Here is an 18730-nt window from a genome sequence, read left to right on the forward strand (position 1 = left end):
TCCAGGGCCGGAATGTGACCGACGTCGCATCAAGCGTCATGGCGGCCCGTATCGACGGGTCTCACGGAAAGTGGGTGCCGGATGGTCTCAGCAAGGGTCGGGCGGGGCGCGGTCCTCGGAGCGGTCGCGCTGTCGCTTCTCGCGGTCCCGGCGCGGGCCGCGCCCGGAGAGCCGGACACGCCGACGGCGACCGCGCATCCGCCGGCGGCACTTCCGGCACCCGACACCGCGGGCCTGGCAGCGGCACTGCGGTCGGCGGTGGAGCGGGGCGCGCCGGGCGCCCTGGCCCGGATCGACGACCACGGCCGCACGTACAGGGCGACGAGCGGAGTCGCCGACCGCGCCACCGGGCGGGCCATCAGCACCGGCGACCGGTTCCGCGTCGGCAGCGTCACCAAGACGTTCTCGGCCGTCGTCCTGCTCCAGCTCGCCGACGAGCACCGGCTCGCCCTCGACGCGCCGGTCAACCGCTATCTGCCCAAGCTGCTGCCCGACGACGGGATCACGGTCCGCGAGGTACTGAGCCACCGCAGCGGCCTGTACGACTACGCCGACGACATGTTCGCCGACAGCGTGTCCGGCTTCGAGGCGGTACGCAAGAAGGTCTTCGGCTACCGCCAGTTGCTCGCTCTCTCCCTGCGGAAGCCCCGCACCAACGCGCCCGGAGCCGCGTACTCCTACTCCAACACCAACTACGTGGTGGCGGGCATGCTCATCGAGAAGCTCACCGGGCACTCCCTGCGCACCGAGTACGAGGACCGCGTCTTCAAGCCGCTGAAGCTGCGGGACACGTTCTACGTGCATCCCCGGACGGGGATTCCGGGCCGGTACGCGCGTGGATACCTCACCCCGGACAAGGCCGGTGACCCGTTGGTCGACGCCACCGACCAGACGGTGTCATGGGCCCAGAGCGCGGGAGCGATCATCTCCAGCGCGCGGGACCTCGACGTCTTCTACGGCGCGCTGCTCGGGGGCAGGCTGCTGTCACCGGCCCGGCTGGAGGAGATGGAACGCTTCACGCGGGTCAACGGCACCACGGCGTACGGGCTGGGGCTGCGGCGGCGTGATCTGCCGTGCGGGGTCTCGGTGTACGGGCACACCGGCGTGGTGCAGGGGTACTCCACGTACGCCTTCGCCTCGAAGGACGGTTCACGCAGCCTCACGGCCCTCGCCAACACCTCGAACAACGCGAGCGCGTCGGCCGCGTTGGCGGAGGCCTTGGATGCGGCGTTCTGCGGGAAGGGGGGAAGGGCGGCCGAGAGGTAGGGAGCGGTCGCCGTCGCCGGGTGCGGGTGCGTCAGGACCGGTCACTCCCGCGGGTCGGGTGGCATGCCGTGCCGGGCCGCGCCCCCACCGGTGGAACCTTCCCATGAGCGCCGGGCGTTCTCCGTTCTGTGACGAGCGAACTGGTGCCCGGGGGCAATCTGCCTCTGCCCGCCGGGGTGGTGCTGCTGCGCGTGAGCGGTGCCTTCGACGTGTCCGCGCTCGTCACCGGAGCGACGGCAAGGTCGGCTCCGATGCCGACTTCGTGTTCTACAACCAGCCGCGAGCTCCGGGGATCCGGCTCGCCGGTGACACCCTGGACGTCGACCCGGCCCGGCTGCGCGACGGCGCCCGCCAGGTCACGGTCGCGGTGAGCGCGGCCGAACCCGGCACCCCGCTCGGCCGGCTGCCCGCTCCCCGCCTCGCGGTCATGGACGGCTCCGGGCGCCCGGTGGCCCGGTTCGCGCCGCCCCGCCCCGGCCCGGAGACCGTGCTGCTGCTCGCCGAGCTGTACCTGCGCCCGGGCACCGGCTGGAAGCTGCGGGCGATCGGCCAGGGGCACGCGGACGGGCTGGCCGGGCTCGCCCGCGACTTCGGGGTCGACGTCACCGATGACGGCGGCCGGAACCGGGCGAGCGTACCGGCTGCCGACTCCCCCGCCCCTGCCGACGACGCTTTCCTCCACCTGGTCAACTCGGCCCGCGCACGGGCCGGTTCACCACCGGTCGCCCTCGATCCGCGCCTCGCCTGCGCCGCCCGGTCCCACGCCCGCGCCATGGCGGCCGCCGGGCGGCTCGGCGGCGAGGGCCGGGACGGCGTCTCGGTGCACCAGCGGATCGGCGCTGCCGGGTACTCGTACATCAGCGTCGGTGAGCACCTGGTCTCCGGGCCGCGCGGCCCGGCGGAGTTCGTGGCGTACTGCCTGGAATCGGCACGATCGCGGCGCACCCTGCTCGACCCGTCCTTCCGGCACGCCGCCCTGGCCGGCGACGGCGACGGCGACCGGTACTGGACCGCCCTGTGGGCCGCTCCGCTCACCCCGGACGCGCTGTCCCGCACGGCCGCGGAGGTGGTCGCGCTGACCAACGCCGAGCGCGGCCGGGCCGGCCTGCCTGCACTGACCGCGGATCCGCTGCTCGCGGCCGCCGCACAGGCGCACTGCGCGGACATGGTCGCCCGCGACTTCCACGACCACACCTCACCCGACGGCTCCCGGCCCTGGGACCGGGCCCGCGCCGCGGGGTACCGCGGGCGCGCGGTCGGCGAGAACATCGCCTGCGGGCAGCGCTCCGCCGCCGAGGTGGTGGACGGCTGGATGAACAGTCCCGGCCACCGTGCCAACATCCTTGAACGGGAGTTCGGGTACCTGGGCGTCGGCTTCGCGGGCGGCGGCCGGGCGGGCACTTACTGGACCCAGCTGTTCGGTGGCTGAGCCGGCACGTTCCGTGATCTTGGCGGAACGACATCCTCCGGGACACCATCTCCCGCATGAAGGGTGACCTCTTTTCCAGTCAGCACGTGGTGCAGCCGGCCGTGGAGCCGGGGATGTCCGTCGAGAACGCCAAGTGCATCAAGTACGCGGTGGACGGCGAGATGTACGCCCGCCAGGGCGCGATGATCGCCCATCGGGGAGGCCTGCGGTTCGAGCGCAAGGGGCAGGGCGTCGGCGGCATGCTGAAGCGTGCGGTCACCGGTGAGGGGCTGCCCCTCATGGCGGTGCGCGGGCAGGGCGAGGCCTGGTTCGCGCACGAGGCCCAGAACTGTTTCATCGTCGAGGTGGAGCCGGGTGACCAGTTCACCGTCAACGGGCGCAACGTGCTGTGCTTCGACGCCTCGCTGTCGTACGAGATCAAGACGGTCAAGGGGTCGGGCATAGCCGGCGGCGGTCTGTTCAACAGCGTGTTCAGCGGGCAGGGCCGGCTCGGCCTGGTCTGCGAGGGGAACCCGCTGGTCATTCCGGTCTCCGCGCAGTCCCCGGTGTACGTCGACACGGACGCGGTCGTCGGCTGGACCGCTCGACTGCAGACCTCGCTGCACCGCTCCCAGTCCATCGGCTCGATGCTGCGCGGCGGTTCCGGTGAGGCCGTGCAACTGATGCTCCAGGGCGAGGGTTTCGTCGTGGTGCGCCCGAGCGAGCTGACGCCGCAGAAGAACCAGCAGCACTGAACCTTCACACGGTGACGTGCGTCGCACGGGCAACCCCACTCGCCGTACCCGCGTCTTGATCGGCAACAGACCGACGCGCCCCGGTCCCTGAGGCCGGGGTGTATTTTCGAGACCCTATACACGTCATGTATACACGCCGTGTATAGAAAGGCACCGCATGTACGGCAAGGCATTCGCCCCGGAGTACCAGGGCGCCCTGACCACCCTGTCCGTCAACTCCTCGCTGGTCGACGTGCTGGCGGAGGGCACCGAGAAGCTGCGCGAGGCCGAGCGGTCCGGGCGCCCCGGCGAGGCGGCCCGATGCGGCCTCGCCGTCGCCGAGGCACACCGCCGGCTCGGCCACGTCGGGGACGCCGACCGGGCCTGGAAGGCGAGCTACCGCGCCGCCCGCGCGGCCGGTGACACCGCCGCGATGGCATGGGCGCTGTGGAGCGGCGGCACCCTCGCCCGGCAGCGCGGAGCCTTCCCGCTGGCCTGGCGGCTGCTCGGGCTCGCGGCCGAACTCGGCGAGCGGGGCGGCGACATCGTTGTCCGGGGCTACTCGCTGGCCGGCCTCGCGGAGACCGGACGCATCCAGGGCGACTACGCGGCCGTCGGCCGGCTGCACGAACAGCTGCTGGCCGAGGCGCGCCGGCGCGGGGAGGCCCGGCACACGGTGTGGGCGCTCGAGGGCATCGCGCAGATGCACCGCAACACCGGTGACCACGACCGGGCCTACGCGCTGTTCGAGGAGGCGGCGGAGATAGCCGAGCGGGCGGAGGACCGGCGCGGGCACGCCTGGGCGCTGCGGGGGCTCGCCGACATCCTCTCCGTACGCGACAAGGACACCGAGGGGGCGCTGGAGCTGCTGTCCCGGGCGGAGGACGGCTGCCGGGCGATGAACCTCTCCAGCGCGCTCGCCTACAACCACAAGATGCGCGGCAACGTCCTGTACCGGGCCGGGCGTTACGCGGAGGCGCGGGACCTGTACGAGCTGGCACTGCAGGAGTTCCGCGCGATGAGCGAGCCGCGCGGCGAGGCACTGGCCCGGCTGGGCCTGGCCAAGTCGCTGGCGCAGCTCGGCCGTGACCGCGCGGACACGGCTGCCGAACTCGCCGATCTCGCACGCACCTTGGAGCGGAGCGGGCTCAAGCACGCCCGGGAGATGGTGACCCGGGCGCAGCAGGAGTTCGGCATCGACGCGGAGGTCACCCGATGACCGCCGTCGAGGCTCCGTCCTCCGCCCCCGACGTCCTCGCCCACTCCCGCGACCTGGTGCGTCCGGCACTGCGCGAGGCGGTGGAGCGGCTGCACCCGTGGGTCGCCGAAATGGCCGCGTACTCCTTCGGCTGGTGCGAGGTCGGCGGGGCTCCCGCCGCCGCGCCGGGCGGCAAGGGCGTACGGCAGGCGCTCGCGGTCCTCGGCGCGCGGGCGGCGGGCGCCGACGGGCGGGCCGGTGTCCCGGCCGCGGTCGCGGTGGAGCTGGTGCACGCCTTCTCCCTGCTGCACGACGACATCATGGACGGCGACGTGACCCGGCGCCGCCGCCCCGCCGTCTGGAAGGCGTACGGCACGGGTCCGGCGGTGCTCGCCGGTGACGCCTTGTTCGCGCTGGCCGTGGAGACCCTCGCCACCGCCCCGCAGGGCGCCGGCGCCGTACGGCTGCTGTCGTCTGCGCTCGCCGACCTGGTGCGCGGGCAGGCCGACGACCTGCTGTTCGCCACCCGGCCGTGCACCGGCCCGGAGCGGGTGACGCCCGGGGAGTACCGCGCGATGGCGGAGGGCAAGACCGGCGCCCTGCTGGGCTGTGCCGCCGCGCTGGGGGCCGTGCTCGGCGGGGCGGACGAGGCCACGGCCGGCGCGCTGGACCGGGCCGGGCGGCATCTCGGCGTCGCCTTCCAGCTGGTCGACGACGTGCTCGGGATCTGGGGCGACCCGGCCGTCACCGGCAAACCGGCCGGCGGCGATCTGCGCGCGCGCAAGAAGACGTACCCGGTGCTGGCCGCGCTCGGCTCCCCGGCGGCGTGCGGGCTGGCCGAACTGCTCGACACACCGGGCCGGGCCGAGGAAGCGGCCGCTCTGATCGAGTCGGCCGGCGGCCGTACGGCGACACTGACCGAGGCCGGCCGGCACACGGCCGCCGCGCGGGCGCTGCTCGCCCGGACTCCGCTGGCCACCGGTGCCGCCGCGGACCTGTTCCGGCTGCTGGACTTCCTGGCGGACCGAGAGCTGTGAGGCCGGTGATCACGGTGTCCGAATCGTGTTGACCGCAGGCCTCCCGCCGGGTCAGGGTGCGGTCGGCGCGGCCCTCACCCCCGCGCCGGAAGGGTGAAGCACCTTGATCGGCATCAAGGAGATCGAAGCCGCCGCGGAGCGGATCAGCGGACATGTCGTGCGGACACCGACGGTACCGAGCCCGGGCCTGACGGCGCTGCTCGGCGTCCCGGTCACCGCCAAGCTCGAACTGCTCCAGCGCACCGGCTCGTTCAAGGCGCGCGGGGCGACGGCGAAGCTGCTGTCGCTGAGCGAGGCCGAGCGGGCGGCCGGCGTGGTCGCGGTCAGCGGCGGCAACCACGGGATCGCCCTCGCGGTGATGGCGGCGGCCCTCGACGTGAAGGCCACCGTGGTGATGCCGCGCTCGGCGCCCGCGCGTTCCGTCGCGCTCGCTCAGGAGGCCGGGGCGACGGTGCGGTTGACCGACGGCATGGACAGCGCCTTCGAGCTGGTGACACGGCTCAGGGACGAGGGGCTGACGCTGGTCCACCCGTTCGATGACCCGGTGGTGATCGCCGGGCAGGGAACGGTAGGGCTGGAGCTGGCCGAGGACGCGCGGGACGAGCTGACGGACGTCGTGGTCAGCGTCGGCGGTGGCGGGCTGGTCGCCGGGGTCGCGGCCGCCCTGGCCGCCGGACGTCCGGGCGTGCGCGTGTGGGGGGTGGAGACGGAGGGCGCCGAGGCCATGTCCGCCGCGCTGCAGGCGGGCGGTCCGGTGCCGGTTCCGCTGTCCTCGCTGGTCACCACCCTCAGCGCACCCGCTGTGGGCCAGTTGACGTACGACCACGTGTCGGCGCTGGTCGAGGAGGTGCTGGTGGTGCCGGACCGGGACGCGGTGCAGGGTTCGCTGGACCTCGCCGAGCACGCCAAGGTGTGGGCCGAGCCGGCCGCGGGCTGTCTGCTGCCGGCCGCACGCCAGGTGGTGGCCCGGGTCGGGGACGGCGCCCGGGTGGGACTGGTGGTCTGCGGCGGCAATACGACACCGCGCGAACTGACCGGCTGGGCCGAGCGGTTCGGGCTGCTGTGACACCATGCCGCCCCCGGGTATTTACCCTCGGTTACCCGCAGGTCGAACCATCGCCGGGGACGGCCATCCCAAACTCGCAAGCGTTTTCGAAGAGTTGAATGAAAGGCAGTAACGGCATCCGATCCCCCATTCTTTGAACACACCCCGGCACGCCCCGCGTACCTGTGTGAGACACGGCACAAGGACACGCAGCAGGGGTTTCGGCGAGGGATGACCATGGTCAAGGCGCACGTCTCCGCACACGAGTTGGTCGCCGGGCGCTACCGGCTCCTGGAGGTCTTCGCCCGCGAGACGAACCGCCTGTGGTGGTACGCCGATGACGTGGCGGCGGAACAGCCCCGGCTGGTGGCCCAGACCACCCTGCCGGAGCCCGCCGACGACGACACCGCGCGCCGGGTCACGGCCCGTGTCGTCCGGACCTCCGAGACGATGCGGCTGCTGTGTCCCGGACAGGTCGCCGCGGTGGTCGACGCGGTGGTGGAGGCCGGCACGCTGTGGACGGTCACCGAGTGGATCGACGGCACGCCGCTGGCCGAACTCCTCGGCCGGGAGGGCGCGTTCAACACGGTCCGGGCGGCCCGGATCGGCCTGCAACTGCTCGATGTGCTGCAGGCCGCGCACGACGAGGGCATCACCCACGGCGAGCTGAGCCCCGGTCAGGTCTTCGTACGGGACAGCGGCCCGGTCGTGGTCGCCGGGTTCGGGCTGGCGGGCGCGACACTGGTGCCGCGGCTCACGGCACCCTCGTACGCCTCCCCGGAGCAGGCCCGCGACGAACGGATCGGACCGGCCGCCGACATGTGGGCGCTCGGCGCGCTGCTGTACACGATGGTGGAGGGCCGCCCGCCGTTCCGGGACCGCGGCCGGCCCGACGCCACGCTGAAGGCGGTGGACCGGCTGCCGCTGCGCACCCCGCTGCGCGCCGGCACGCTCACCCAGGCCGTACAAGGACTGCTGCGGAAGAACTCGCGGGAACGGCTGACCCGGCCGGTGATCCGGGAGTCGCTGCTCCGGACCCTCGACGAGGACACCGACGCCGACCGGCGGCCGGCCCCCGTGCCCCGGCTGCGCGGCGCGTACGCGGGTGTGCGCCTCGCCGGGCGGGAGCCCGGCCGACGCGTCCTCGCGGCCGGCACCGCGCTGGCCGTGATCACCGTCGCCGCCGCCGTGCTGGCCGCGACGCACCAGCTGCCGGGCACCGGCACCAGTACCGCACGGACACCGGCCCGTCCCAGTGCCTCGACCGCCCCCGCCGGCAGGCGCACGGGCGGCAGCGCGGCGCCCTCCCCGAGCGCCACCGCGGGCACCCCGTCCGCCCTGCCGGCCGGCTACCACCGCTACACCGCCCCGGAAGGCTTCTCGGTGGCCCTGCCCGACGGCTGGCAGCGGCTGGTCACCTCCCGCGCGTCCGGTGCGTACCGGATCACCTTCGGCCAGAACGGCACCTCCCCCACCCTCGCCATCACGCACAGCGAGCGGGTCGGCCCGGATCCGGTGGCCGTCTGGCAGGAGGACGTCGAACCGGGGCTGATGCGGCTCCCCGGCTACCACCGGGTCGGCACGGTCCGCGCCACCACCTACCAGGGACACCGGGCCGCCGACCTGGAGTGGCTGGCCGGGACGGGGGACGCGCGGGTGCACACCTTCGGGCGCGGCTTTCTCACGGGCGGCGGCGACGGCTACTCGCTGCGCTTCACCACCCCGGCCGCGACCTGGGGCGACGCCGCGAACCGGCTGGCGCTGAAGACGTTCCTGCAGACGTTCCGGACGCCGGCGGGCTGAGCGGCGCCCATGGGCCGTTTTCGTGGCGCCGCCCCGGGGACTCGCCACGTATGGTGCAAATCGGATACACGATGATGACGGAGCAGACCGGCCCCCGGGACCTGGTGGAGCACGTGCGGCGGGCCGAGGAGACGGGATTCGACTTCTCGGTGATCTCCGACCACTACTTCCCGTGGCTGCGCTCGCAGGGCCACTCCTCGTACGCGTGGAGCGTGCTGGGCGCCGCCGCCCAGGCCACCTCGCGGATTCCGCTGATGACCTATGTGACCTGTCCCATCCTCCGCTACCACCCGGCGATCGTGGCGCAGAAGGCGGCGACCGTGCAGTTGCTGTCGCAGGGCAGGTTCCGGCTCGGGCTGGGCGCGGGCGAGAACCTCAACGAGCATGTGGTGGGCGGCGGCTGGCCCCCGGTGGACGTCCGCCACGAGATGCTCGAAGAGGCCGTGGAGATCATCCGCGCCCTGTTCGCCGGCGGTCATGTCACCCACCACGGACCGCACTACGACGTGGATTCCGCCCGGCTGTGGGACCTGCCGGAGCAGCCGCCGCCGATCGGGATCGCCGTCTCCGGCGAGCAGTCGTGCAGGCTCGCCGGGCACCTCGCCGACCTGGTCATCGCCACCGAACCGGAACCGGGGCTGCTGGAGGCCTTCGACCGGCACGGCGGCAGCGGCAAACCCCGCGTCGGCCAGCTGCCGGTGTGCTACGACCCCGACCGGGACACGGCGGTCAAGCGCGCCCACTCGCAGTTCCGCTGGTTCGGCCTCGGCTGGAAGGTGAACGCCGAACTGCCGCACCCGGACTCCTTCGAGTCCGCGACGCAGTTCGTGGACGAGGACGACGTCGCCGCCTCGATCCCGTGCGGTGACGACCCGGACGCCTTCGTGGAGGCCGTACGGCCCTACGCCGAGGCCGGGTTCGGGGAGATCGCGCTGGTGCAGATCGGCGGCGACTCACAACCGGAGTACCTGGACTGGTCGGCCAAGACGCTGCTGCCCGCGCTGCGGGAGGCCTTCGACTGACCCGCGGGCACAGCGCCCGTACGGGTCCGCCAAAGCATGGCCAATGCGTCCATATAGGCTTTCCTGTCCGTGCCCGCTCCCGGGCGCGGTCCCTTGAGCTTCTTGCAGGAGAGTCATCCGTGACCCTGGTCATCGACCCGTCCGAGACGTGCGCGCCGACCACGCGGCCGCTGTCCGACCTGGTGGCGCGCGACGCCCGTGAGTTCGGCGGCTACGCGCGCACCGGGAGCTGGGCCTTCGCGCTGATGGTGGCCCGCAGCGTGCGGCCGGGCGGACAGGCCGCCGGTGAGACGCCGAAGGTGTCCGCCAAGGAGTTCGCGCAGCTCGCCGGCTGCTCCCCCGAGCGGGTCATGCGCTACCACAAGGCCTGGGACCGGGCCGCCGACGACGGGCTCGTGCCGCACTTCGAGGCCCTTCGGCCCGGCCAGGAGGTGGACCTGCCGGACGCGGACGTGTGGCTGAGCTACTACGTCTCCCGCAACAGCGCGACCTCCGAGCGCGGCACCGCGATCGCCGGGGCCGCCGAGGCCGAGGGCATCCGCCCCACCAAGGCGCTGGAGGTCGCCGAGAACCCGACCGCCCTGCGCGCCGCGATCCTCGCCGACCCCTCCACCGCCCGCGCGGCCCGCGCCGCGCTGCTGGACCGGGTGCGGGAGGACCCCGAGCTGCAGGCGGAGCTGGCGCGTGACGTCGTACGGACCGACGACCTGAAGAAGGCCGTCGCGACCGAGAGCCGGGCCGCCGACCGGATCGGGTACGTCCGGCAGATCGCGGAGTCGGGGCGGATCAGGACTCCTGCCGGGCAGACCGTCGAGGCGCCGGGCGAGCTGCGCGAAGAGGCCGAGCGCCATCTGTCGCTGATCGACGAGCTGGAGGACGGCGAGGACACCGGCGAGTGGGCCACCGAGGCCTACGACACCATGAGGTCGCTCGTCGCCGAGGCGGTCGAGGCCGACCCCGAACTGCGCGTCCAGGAGCGGCGGACGAAGTTCTACAGCAGCCTGCAGAAGGCGACCAGGGCGTTCGAGGAGCTCACCTTCGACGACGCCCAGGACTTCTACGAGGACGACATGGTCCGGCGCTTGGAGGAGCTGCAGCAGGCCATCGGCGGCTGTCTGGCCGCTCTGCGCGAATCCGGCGGGAATCCGTCGCGCGGTTGAGCATCCCGGGCGCCACGGGGGTACTAGAGGACCCTGAGCCGATCCTCGCCGGAGGCCCCGTGACCGCGTTCGTGCACAAGACCCTGGTGGTGCAGCTTCGCTCGGAAGGCACCGGCCGGTGTCCCGTGCTCGCCCATCTCACGTACGACGACGCCGACCCGTTCGCCGTCACCGCCGTCTTCTGCCATGACGGCAGGGTGCTGGCGTGCTGGCGGCTGGACCGGGAGATGCTCGGCGAGGGTCTGGCGCGGCCGGTCGGCATCGGCGACGTGCGGCTGCGGCCCATCGAGACCGGCGCCTGGCATGAGCTGCGGATGGAGTTCCTCGGGGACTTCCGGCCGGACGGGGGCCGGCACCACGCGGTGGTGTTCGCCTGGGCCCCCGCGGTCGCCGCGTTCCTGCGGGAGACCCACCGGGTGGTCCCGCCGGGGCGGGAACGCGTCCCGGTCGACGCGCTGTTGGCCGAGATCCTCGCCGCGGGCTGAGCCGCCGCACGCGGGGCCGTGGTCCCCTGACCGGGGGCGGCGTTGCCCGCGGCCCTTGGTGATCAGTGGAGTCGGCCGGGTGACCGCCGGGTCGGCCATGGGCCACACACGAGTGAGGTTCCCGGCCCCCGCGTGAGCGCGAGGCGGACGAGAGGCCCGCCGTCCTCGGCCTCACGGTCGGCGCCCCGTTCGGCCCGTTCCTGCCCGTCGGCCTCGGCAACGGCGTGACGCTCGACCACTACGAGAAGCGCGACGAGCCGGTCCAGCCCCAGCACTACGCGTTCCTCGTGCCCGAGGAACGGTTCGCCGGCATGGTCGCCCGGCTGGAGGCGCTCGGCGTCACCCACTACGCCGATCCGCACCACGGCGAGCCCGGCCGGATCAACCGTCTCTTCGGCGGCCGCGGCGCGTACGTCGCCGACCCCGCCGGGCACAACATGGAGGTCATGACCCGGCCCTACGTCCGCCCCTGGCGAGGGGCGGCGGGCGGGCTCGCGGGCCGGTCCCCGGACCGGGCCGTGTACTTGTGGCGGGCCCACACGGGCAGGCCGAACCAGCACAGCAGGTACCAGGCCACGACGGCCGTCACCAGCCACGGCACATAGGGGTTGTGGGTGGCCACCCGCAGGATCAGCAGCTGTGCGGACGTCATCGTGGCCAGCAGCAGCACCAGGCCGACGACGGTCATCCGGGACGCCAGCCGCACCGCCTGCGGCTTGACCATGCGGCCGGAGACCAGGCGGTGCAGCGAGACGGGGCCGATGAGGGCGCCGGTCGAGCAGGCTCCCAGGATGACGGTCACGATGTAGATGGCTTGGTTGGTCTGGGAGAGCGTGGTGTATTTCGGATAGAAGACGACGGTCAGCAGGAAGCCGAACAGGATCTGCACGCCTGTCTGGGCAACCCGGACCTCCTGGATGAGCTCGCCCCACATCCGGTCGGCCCGCTCCTCCTCGGTCTCGTGCCGTCCCCTGTGCAGTCCGTCCGCCGTCATGCGCTGTCGTGTAACCGCCGGGCCGTCCGTTCAAACGGCGCGTGCCACGATGACTACCAACGGTGCTCGACCTGCTCCTTGATCCGCCGCTCGTACAGCTCACGGATCGCGCCGGACGTCTCCCCGGGCAGCGGCGGCAGCTTGGCGGCGGCCGCGTTCGCGCGGGCCTGCTCCGGATTGCGGGCACCCGGGATCACCGTGGTCACGCCGTCCTGCTCGATGATCCAGCGCAGCGCCAACTGGGCCGGGGTACAGCCTTGCGGGGCGAGCGCGGCGAACTCGGCGGCGGCCTCGACGCCGGTCGCGTAGTCGACGCCGGAGAAGGTCTCGCCCTGGTCGAAGGCCTCGCCGTGCCGGTTGAAGGCGCGGTGGTCGTCGGCGGCGAACACGGTGTCCTTGGTGTACTTGCCGGACAGCAGGCCGGAGGCGAGCGGCACCCGCGCGATGATGCCGACGCCGGCCTCGCGGGCCGCGGGCAGCACCTCGTACAACGGCTTCATGCGGAACGGGTTGAGGATGATCTGCACGCTGGCCACGTTCGGCCGGGCGATCGCCGTCAGCGCCTGCGCGCAGGTCTCGACAGTCACCCCGTAGGCCGCGATGCGCTCCTCCTCGACCAGGGTGTCCAGGGCGTCGAAGACCGCGTCGGAGGAGTACACGGGCGTGGGCGGGCAGTGCAGCTGGACCAGGTCGATGCGGTCGACGCCGAGGTTGCGGCGCGAGCGGTCGTTCCAGGAACGGAAGTTGTCCAGGACGTAGTTCTCGGGGATCTGGTCGACCCGGCGGCCCATCTTGGTCGCCACCAGCACATGCAGATCGGGCCGGCCGCGCAGGAAGGAGGCGATGGCCTCCTCGCTGCGCCCGTCGCCGTAGACGTCGGCCGTGTCGAAGAAGGTGACCCCGGCCTCGGCCGCCGCCTCCAGGACGGCCAGCGCCTCCTTGTCGTCCACGTCACCCCAGTCGGCGCCCAGCTGCCAGGTGCCGAGTCCGACCACCGATGCCCACTGACCCGACCTGCCGATTACGCGTTCGTCCATGGCGTCAGTCTGTCACCCGGCGGGCAGAGCATGCGGAAGGGGTCGCTCCGGTCGGCGGGCCGGAGGTTTTTCACCCACATGGGTGATATGGGTCGACGGAACGCCGGGGGACGTAAAGCGGCCCCTAGCGTGGCCGTGTGATCGATCGTTCGATGGACAACCTTCCTTCCGACGGTGGAGGTTCGGACCCGCTCAGCCGACGCGGGCTGTTGCGGGGCGCCGCCGCGCTGGCCGCCGTACCGGTGCTGCTCGCGGCCGACCCGGCGGTGGCCGCGGCCGAACTCCCCGGGTTCCCGGCGCGGGTGGCGCTCCACCGCTCGGCGTACCGCAACTGGGCGGGCGAGATCACCGCCGAGGGTCTGTGGGCCTGCGCGCCGACGGGACCGGAGCAGGTGCTCGCCGTGGTCGACTGGGCCTGGCGCAACGGCTGGCGGGTGCGGGCGCGGGGCTGCTCCCACGGCTGGTCGCCGCTCACGATCACCGAGGGGACGCGGGCGGACAGCCGCGTCCTGCTGGTGGACACCGCCCCGCATCTGACGGGGCTGAGGCTGGAGTCGGACTCCGCGGTCCGTGCCGGCGCCGGAGTCACCCTGGAGGCCCTGCTCACCTTCCTGGAGGTGCACGGGCTGGGCCTCACGGCGACCCCCGCGCCGGGCGACCTGACGCTGGGCGGCGCCCTGGCGATCGACGCGCACGGCACCGCCGTACCGGCCGCCGGCGAACACCCGCTGCCGGGAAGCACGTACGGCTCGCTCAGCAACCGCGTTGTGGAGCTGACCGCGGTGGTGTGGGACGCGGACAGCGGGGCGTACGCGCTGCGGACGTTCCGCCGCGACGAGGAGGACTGTGCCGCGCTGCTCACGCATCTCGGCCGGGCCCTCGTCACCGAGGTGGTACTCAGGGTGGGTCCGGACAGCGGTCTGCGGTGCGTCAGCCGCACCGACGTCCCGGCCCGCGAACTGTTCGCGGCGCCCGGCTCCGGCGGGCGCACCCTGGAGAGCTTTCTGCGTCGCTCGGGCCGCGTCGAGGCGATCTGGTTCGCCTTCACGGAGTTCCCGTGGCTCAAGGAGTGGAGCGTCGCGCCGATGCGGCCGGCCGGGTCACGGCACGTCACGTCACGTCGCCGTACAACTACCCCTTCTCCGACAGCGTGCCGACGCTCGTGGCCGACCTCGTGGGGCGGCTGGTGGCGGGCGCGGCCTGGTATCTGGCGCCGGAACTGGGCGCCGCGCAGCTCACGGTGGCGAACCTGGGGCTGGCCGCCACGGACTCCGCCGACCTGTGGGGGCCGTCGAAGAACACCCTGCTGTATCTCCGGCCGACCACCCTGCGGGTGACCGCGAACGGGTACGCGGTGCTCACCGGCCGGGCCGGAGTGCAGCGGGTGGTGCACGAGTTCACGCGGTTCTACCGGGAGCGGCTGGCGGCGTACGCGGCGCGGGGCCGGTTCCCGGTCAACGGCTCGGTGGAGATCCGCGTGACCGGTCTCGACGACCCGGCCGACTCCGGCGTGCCCGGCGCGCACGCCCCGCTGCTGTCGGCACTGCGGCCGAGCGCGGACCATCCCGAGTGGGACACCGCGGTGTGGCTGGACGTGCTGACCCTGCCCGGTACGCCGTACGCGGAGGCGTTCCTGCGCGAGCTGGAGCGGTTCCTGCTGGACACCTACGATGGCGGATCCGCCCTCGCCCGCGTGGAGTGGTCCAAGGGCTGGGGGTACACGTCGCAGGCGGCCTGGAGCGACGCCGGGGTCCTCGGCACCGCCGTACCGGGCTCCTTCGGAGCGAAGGTGTGGGGTCAGGCGGTCGCGGCCCTGGACCGCCTGGACCCGCACCAGGTGTTCGGCAACGCCTTCCTGGACCGGCTGCTGCGTCAGGTGCATTGACCTGGCGCCAGGAGAGGCTGCTGCGTACGCCCCTGCCGGCCGCGACCACGGTCCTGCTGCCCGGCGCCCGGTCGGGCCGGGTGGCCCTGGCGACCCGCGGCGGCGACGACCGTCCGTTCGCGGCCTTCCGCGCATCCGCCGAGGCCCTGCCCACCGGGCCGGACGAGGAGCGCCGAGTCAGGCTTCCTGGGTCAACTGGGCCTGTACGAGCGGCCCGTAGCGGTCGGCGATCGCATCGACGTCGGTCTCCCGCAGGTGGGGCCCGCGGGCGATGCCGTACATCACGCCGAGGCCGACGAGCGCGGCGACGGCGAGTTCGGCGCGCAGGTCCGGGTCGCGGCCGGTGAGCCGGGCGGCGAGGCGCTCGGTCACCTGGTCGCGGAAGTTGGCGCGCAGGATGTCGCCGTGGTCGCCGTGCAGCGGGGCGAAGGCGATGCGCAGCAGCGGGTCGGCGCCGCGCTCGCGCTGGCCGGCGAGGACGTGCCGGGCCATGTGCCGGCCGAGACCGGGCAACGGCGCGTCCAGCAGGGCGTCCGCGTCGGTTTCGAAGGACATCACGCGGGCGAACAGGGCGTCCTTGTTGCCGAAGTACTTCACGATCAACGGCGGGCTGACACCCGCCCGTTCGGCGACCGCCCGGAGCGTGATGTCGGCGTGCGCGTGCCGGGCCAGGAGGTGGCGGGCGGCCTTGAGGATCGCCGCCCTGGTGGCCTCGGCGTCACGGCGTGCCGGGGGACGGGGTATCGGGGCGGGCTGGTCCATCGGCGCTCCCAAGGACGGCACAGAAGAGGGTCGGTGAATGGCCATTCACCCTATCGAGTGAATGGCCATTCACCAATGTTTCACCGTCCGTGGGGGCGCTCAGTCGAGGTTCTTCTCCAGGGCGGCCAGGTAGTTGTGCATGAAGTGGTCGCGGATCCCGTCGGAGGCGGGCGCGAAGGTGTCGGCGGTCAGCCCCTTGGCGCGGTCCGAGAAGACCGAGAGCATCGGCATGCTCTCGTGGAGCTTGCCGCTGGAGTCGATGTAGCGCAGCGCCCGGACGTGAGTGAAGGCGGGCTCGGGCGGCAACTGGGGCACGACGTCGTTGTTGTTGACGAAGCGGTACATGCGGCCGCCGAAGCCCTTGTGGAACGCTTCGGCGAGCAGCCGGTCGCAGGTGCGCGGCTGGCCGTAGGTGTAGACGCCGTCGGCCGCCAGGTGCGGGTCCTCCAGATACATCCGGGCGCCCGCCAGCATCGCGAGGGCACCGCCCAGGCTGTGCCCGGTGAAGTAGACGCTCTGGCCGTCGGTGCGCAGTTCGGCGAGGGTCTGGTGCACCGCCGGGTAGACCGATTCCAGGGCCTCGGCGAAGCCGTGGTGGACGTACCCGTTGCCACCGGGGCCGGGCCTCGGCGGGGTGGTGGCGTCGGTGAGCCAGTCCTTGATCCGGGCGGGTTCGGTGCCGCGGAAGGCGGTGATGACCATCCGGTCGCTCGCCAGGGTGTACGCCTGGGTGTCCTGCAGCGGGAAGGGCGGGGTGAACCGGGTCTCGTGGTGCCGCACCTGGTCGAAGCCCCATTCGGCGGCTTGGTCCTCGATGACGGCACGGTCCTTGTAGGCCAGGTCGGCCGCGCGGGCCAGCCAGTAGGCGCGTTGCGGACTGTAGCCGGACGAGGTCTGGTCGAAGGAGACGGGCACGGCCATGGACGGGGCTCCTCGGGTGGGGGTGGGAGGGAAACCGGGGTCGTCTAGTCGTGGCGGGCCGCGGACCGGGCGTGCAGGGCGCGGGCCGCGCGGGGGCCGAGCCAGCGCTTGAACCTGCGCAGCACCTCCAGCCGACCGGCCGCCCTGTCGAGCCCGTAGTACAGCTGGGGCGGGACGTACGGCAGCAGCGGCGAGTGGCGCTGGCCGAGCAGGGCGAACATCCGGTGCGGGGGCAGCTGGATGTAGCGGGGCAGGTTCTCGTACCACCGGGCGCTGTAGCGGGCCGCGCTCTGCACGGACAGCAGTTCGGCGGTGCGCCGCCGCTCGTAGGCGGCGAGGGCCTCGGACAGGCCGGCGTGCTCGTGCAGGGCACGGGCGAGGCACATGGCGTCCTCCAGGGCGAGGGTGGTGCCCGCGCCGATGGAGTAGTGGGTGGTGTGCGCGGCGTCGCCGAGCAGCACCAGGTTGCCGTGGTGCCAGGCCCGGTTGGTGAGGGTGCGGAAGTTCAGCCAGCCGGCGCCGGGGCGGCCGATGAGCGGGTGACCGTCGAGGACGTCCGTGAACAGCTTCTCCAGCAGGGTGAGGCACTCCGCCTCGTCGGCCCGGTCCAGACCGAGGCCGGTGAAGGTCTCCGGGGAGCACTCGACGACACAGGTGCTGTGCTCGCCGCTGTAGCCGTAGCCGTAGGCCCAGATCCAGCCGTGCTCGGTCTCGGTGAAGGCGAAGGTGAAGGCGTCGAAGACCTTGGTGGTGCCGAGCCAGATGTAGTGGTTGCGGCCCGAGGTGATGCGGGGACCGAAGGCGGCGGCGTGCCGGGTGCGCAGGGCACTGTGCACTCCGTCGGCGGCGACGACGAGGTCCGCGTCGGCCGGCGCTTCGGTGATCTCGCTCTCGAACTCCAGCCGCACGCCGAGGGTGCGCGCCCGGTCGGCGAGCAGGTCGAGCAGCCGGTGCCGCCCGATGCCGAAGCCCTGGTCGCCCTGGTGACGGGTGGTCAGGTCACGGACATGGGCCACGCCGTCGCTCCAGCGGACGGAAGCGTCCTCGATCGCCCGCGCCGAGGCGGGGTCGTGCTCGTGGAGTCTGTCGAGGAGGCCGCGCCAGTACGTCACGCCCCAGCCGTAGGTCGAGCCCTCGGGGTTGCGCTCGTGGACGGTGATGTCATGGGACGGGTTCTGCCGCTTGAGCAGGATGGCGAGGTACAGGCCCGCGGGCCCGCCTCCGACACAGACGACTTTCACGCACACACCCCTGACAGTCACCCAATGTGATCGAACGGCACCGCAGGGTAGCAGGACGGCCGGGTCTTGCGATCGCGTCAGTTTGGCGTGGTGAGCCGGGCCACCCGGACGGGCGGCGGACGAGAAGGACCGCCGCGATCACGGCCGGCCGCGGCAAGGAATTCCCCGTTCCGGGGTGAACCACCCCTCGGCCGAGGCAAGATCATCTTGGTTCAAGGCTGTACGACATGTGGTCAATTGTCCGGATCACAGCCAACCGGCTCCGGCGGATTTCCTCCGGTCCCGCGGCCCCCGATAGGCATGCGTCGTCACCACCGGAACACCCTCCAGGAGGACCCGCATGCCCGACATCACCCGGCGCCGCGCGCTCACCGCGACGGCGGCACTCGCCGCGACGGCCACCGTCACCACCCTCACGGCCCCCGCCGCCTCGGCCGCCGGCCACGACCACCCGATGCCGACGCCGGGGTCCTTCGACGAGGTCTACGAGGGCCGCCGGATACAGGGCCGTCCGATGACCACGGGCACCGGCGGCCACCACCACGAACACGGCGGCGGCTACGAGGTGTTGATCGACGGCGTGCAGCTGCACGTGATGCGGAACGCCGACGGCAGCTGGATCAGCGTCGTCAGCCACTACGAGCCGGTGGCCACCCCGCGCGCCGCCGCCCGTGCCGCGGTGGACGAGCTGCAGGGCGCCCCGCTGCTCCCCTTCCCCGCCAACTGACCGCC

At 72.9% G+C, this 18730-nt stretch carries 15 protein-coding genes and 3 pseudogenes; 13 read left to right on the forward strand and 5 right to left on the reverse strand.

What is annotated here, in order from left to right; all coding sequences use genetic code 11:
• The first annotated feature begins 81 nt into the window (after nucleotides 1-81).
• The 11 genes and pseudogenes from AB0D93_RS26815 to AB0D93_RS26865 form a co-directional block, all read left to right on the forward strand.
• The gene (locus AB0D93_RS26815; protein WP_362124034.1) at nucleotides 82-1266 is read left to right on the forward strand and encodes a serine hydrolase domain-containing protein; all 1185 of its coding nucleotides are present in this window, start codon (nucleotides 82-84) and stop codon (nucleotides 1264-1266) included.
• Nucleotides 1267-1394: 128 nt separating this feature from the next.
• A pseudogene (locus tag AB0D93_RS26820) lies at nucleotides 1395-2695 on the forward strand (CAP domain-containing protein).
• Between the two features lie 56 nt (nucleotides 2696-2751).
• On the forward strand, nucleotides 2752-3429 hold the full coding sequence (locus AB0D93_RS26825) for an AIM24 family protein (RefSeq protein ID WP_362124036.1): 678 nt from the start codon (nucleotides 2752-2754) through the stop codon (nucleotides 3427-3429).
• Between the two features lie 157 nt (nucleotides 3430-3586).
• Nucleotides 3587-4627, forward strand: a complete 1041-nt coding sequence (locus AB0D93_RS26830; protein ID WP_362124038.1) for a tetratricopeptide repeat protein — start codon at nucleotides 3587-3589, stop codon at nucleotides 4625-4627.
• Nucleotides 4624-5643, forward strand: a complete 1020-nt coding sequence (locus AB0D93_RS26835) for a polyprenyl synthetase family protein (protein ID WP_362124041.1) — start codon at nucleotides 4624-4626, stop codon at nucleotides 5641-5643. The genes AB0D93_RS26830 and AB0D93_RS26835 overlap by 4 nt, the downstream gene beginning before the upstream one ends.
• 103 nt (nucleotides 5644-5746) lie before the next feature.
• The gene (locus tag AB0D93_RS26840) at nucleotides 5747-6709 is read left to right on the forward strand and encodes a threonine/serine dehydratase (RefSeq protein WP_362124044.1); all 963 of its coding nucleotides are present in this window, start codon (nucleotides 5747-5749) and stop codon (nucleotides 6707-6709) included.
• Between the two features lie 210 nt (nucleotides 6710-6919).
• Nucleotides 6920-8491: a protein kinase gene (locus tag AB0D93_RS26845; RefSeq protein WP_362124047.1), complete on the forward strand. Its 1572-nt coding sequence runs from the start codon at nucleotides 6920-6922 to the stop codon at nucleotides 8489-8491.
• A 50-nt stretch (nucleotides 8492-8541) separates the two neighbouring features.
• The gene (locus AB0D93_RS26850; RefSeq protein ID WP_362124050.1) at nucleotides 8542-9513 is read left to right on the forward strand and encodes an LLM class F420-dependent oxidoreductase; all 972 of its coding nucleotides are present in this window, start codon (nucleotides 8542-8544) and stop codon (nucleotides 9511-9513) included.
• A gap of 119 nt (nucleotides 9514-9632) precedes the next feature.
• Nucleotides 9633-10673: a hypothetical protein gene (locus AB0D93_RS26855; protein WP_362124053.1), complete on the forward strand. Its 1041-nt coding sequence runs from the start codon at nucleotides 9633-9635 to the stop codon at nucleotides 10671-10673.
• A 59-nt stretch (nucleotides 10674-10732) separates the two neighbouring features.
• A complete protein-coding gene (locus AB0D93_RS26860; RefSeq protein WP_362124056.1) occupies nucleotides 10733-11158 on the forward strand; it encodes an SsgA family sporulation/cell division regulator in 426 nt (141 codons plus the stop codon).
• 161 nt (nucleotides 11159-11319) lie between these two features.
• Nucleotides 11320-11628 (forward strand): annotated as a pseudogene (locus AB0D93_RS26865) (VOC family protein); the annotation flags it as partial.
• On the opposite strand, the gene AB0D93_RS26870 reads toward AB0D93_RS26865, so the two are convergent.
• Complete coding sequence (locus AB0D93_RS26870) at nucleotides 11616-12152, reverse strand: DUF6328 family protein (RefSeq protein ID WP_362124059.1); 537 nt, start codon at nucleotides 12150-12152, stop codon at nucleotides 11616-11618. The pseudogene AB0D93_RS26865 and the gene AB0D93_RS26870 sit on opposite strands and share 13 nt — an antisense overlap.
• 53 nt (nucleotides 12153-12205) lie before the next feature.
• Nucleotides 12206-13189, reverse strand: a complete 984-nt coding sequence (locus AB0D93_RS26875; RefSeq protein ID WP_362124062.1) for an aldo/keto reductase — start codon at nucleotides 13187-13189, stop codon at nucleotides 12206-12208.
• A 152-nt stretch (nucleotides 13190-13341) separates the two neighbouring features.
• Between AB0D93_RS26875 and AB0D93_RS26880 the strand changes: the two are divergent.
• Nucleotides 13342-15074, forward strand: a pseudogene (locus tag AB0D93_RS26880) (cholesterol oxidase substrate-binding domain-containing protein).
• Between the two features lie 177 nt (nucleotides 15075-15251).
• Here AB0D93_RS26880 and AB0D93_RS26885 read toward each other — a convergent pair.
• From AB0D93_RS26885 to AB0D93_RS26895, 3 genes are all read right to left on the reverse strand, one after another.
• On the reverse strand, nucleotides 15252-15836 hold the full coding sequence (locus AB0D93_RS26885; protein ID WP_362124065.1) for a TetR family transcriptional regulator: 585 nt from the start codon (nucleotides 15834-15836) through the stop codon (nucleotides 15252-15254).
• Nucleotides 15837-15935: 99 nt separating this feature from the next.
• Complete coding sequence (locus AB0D93_RS26890; RefSeq protein WP_362124067.1) at nucleotides 15936-16757, reverse strand: lipase family protein; 822 nt, start codon at nucleotides 16755-16757, stop codon at nucleotides 15936-15938.
• A gap of 44 nt (nucleotides 16758-16801) precedes the next feature.
• Nucleotides 16802-18004 (reverse strand): FAD-dependent monooxygenase, encoded by a 1203-nt coding sequence (locus AB0D93_RS26895; RefSeq protein WP_362124070.1) that lies wholly within the window; start codon nucleotides 18002-18004, stop codon nucleotides 16802-16804.
• Between the two features lie 334 nt (nucleotides 18005-18338).
• On the opposite strand from AB0D93_RS26895, the gene AB0D93_RS26900 reads away from it, so the two are divergent.
• Nucleotides 18339-18725, forward strand: coding sequence for a tyrosinase cofactor (locus tag AB0D93_RS26900; protein WP_362124073.1), 387 nt, complete (start codon nucleotides 18339-18341; stop codon nucleotides 18723-18725).
• The last annotated feature ends 5 nt before the right edge of the window (nucleotides 18726-18730 follow it).

Origin of the sequence: Streptomyces sp. NPDC048191 (assembly GCF_040652655.1) — a bacterium.
Classification (GTDB): Bacteria; Actinomycetota; Actinomycetes; order Streptomycetales; family Streptomycetaceae; genus Streptomyces.

Bases quoted from the DNA above. Each gene is read 5' to 3' on its own strand.
- AB0D93_RS26815 (WP_362124034.1), top strand. From the start codon at position 82: ATGGTCTCAGCAAGGGTCGGGCGGGGCGCGGTCCTCGGAGCGGTCGCG.
- AB0D93_RS26825 (WP_362124036.1), top strand. From the start codon at position 2,752: ATGAAGGGTGACCTCTTTTCCAGTCAGCACGTGGTGCAGCCGGCCGTG.
- AB0D93_RS26830 (WP_362124038.1), top strand. From the start codon at position 3,587: ATGTACGGCAAGGCATTCGCCCCGGAGTACCAGGGCGCCCTGACCACC.
- AB0D93_RS26835 (WP_362124041.1), top strand. From the start codon at position 4,624: ATGACCGCCGTCGAGGCTCCGTCCTCCGCCCCCGACGTCCTCGCCCAC.
- AB0D93_RS26845 (WP_362124047.1), top strand. From the start codon at position 6,920: ATGACCATGGTCAAGGCGCACGTCTCCGCACACGAGTTGGTCGCCGGG.
- AB0D93_RS26850 (WP_362124050.1), top strand. From the start codon at position 8,542: ATGGTGCAAATCGGATACACGATGATGACGGAGCAGACCGGCCCCCGG.
- AB0D93_RS26870 (WP_362124059.1), bottom strand. From the start codon at position 12,152: ATGACGGCGGACGGACTGCACAGGGGACGGCACGAGACCGAGGAGGAG.
- AB0D93_RS26875 (WP_362124062.1), bottom strand. From the start codon at position 13,189: ATGGACGAACGCGTAATCGGCAGGTCGGGTCAGTGGGCATCGGTGGTC.
- AB0D93_RS26885 (WP_362124065.1), bottom strand. From the start codon at position 15,836: ATGGACCAGCCCGCCCCGATACCCCGTCCCCCGGCACGCCGTGACGCC.
- AB0D93_RS26890 (WP_362124067.1), bottom strand. From the start codon at position 16,757: ATGGCCGTGCCCGTCTCCTTCGACCAGACCTCGTCCGGCTACAGTCCG.
- AB0D93_RS26900 (WP_362124073.1), top strand. From the start codon at position 18,339: ATGCCCGACATCACCCGGCGCCGCGCGCTCACCGCGACGGCGGCACTC.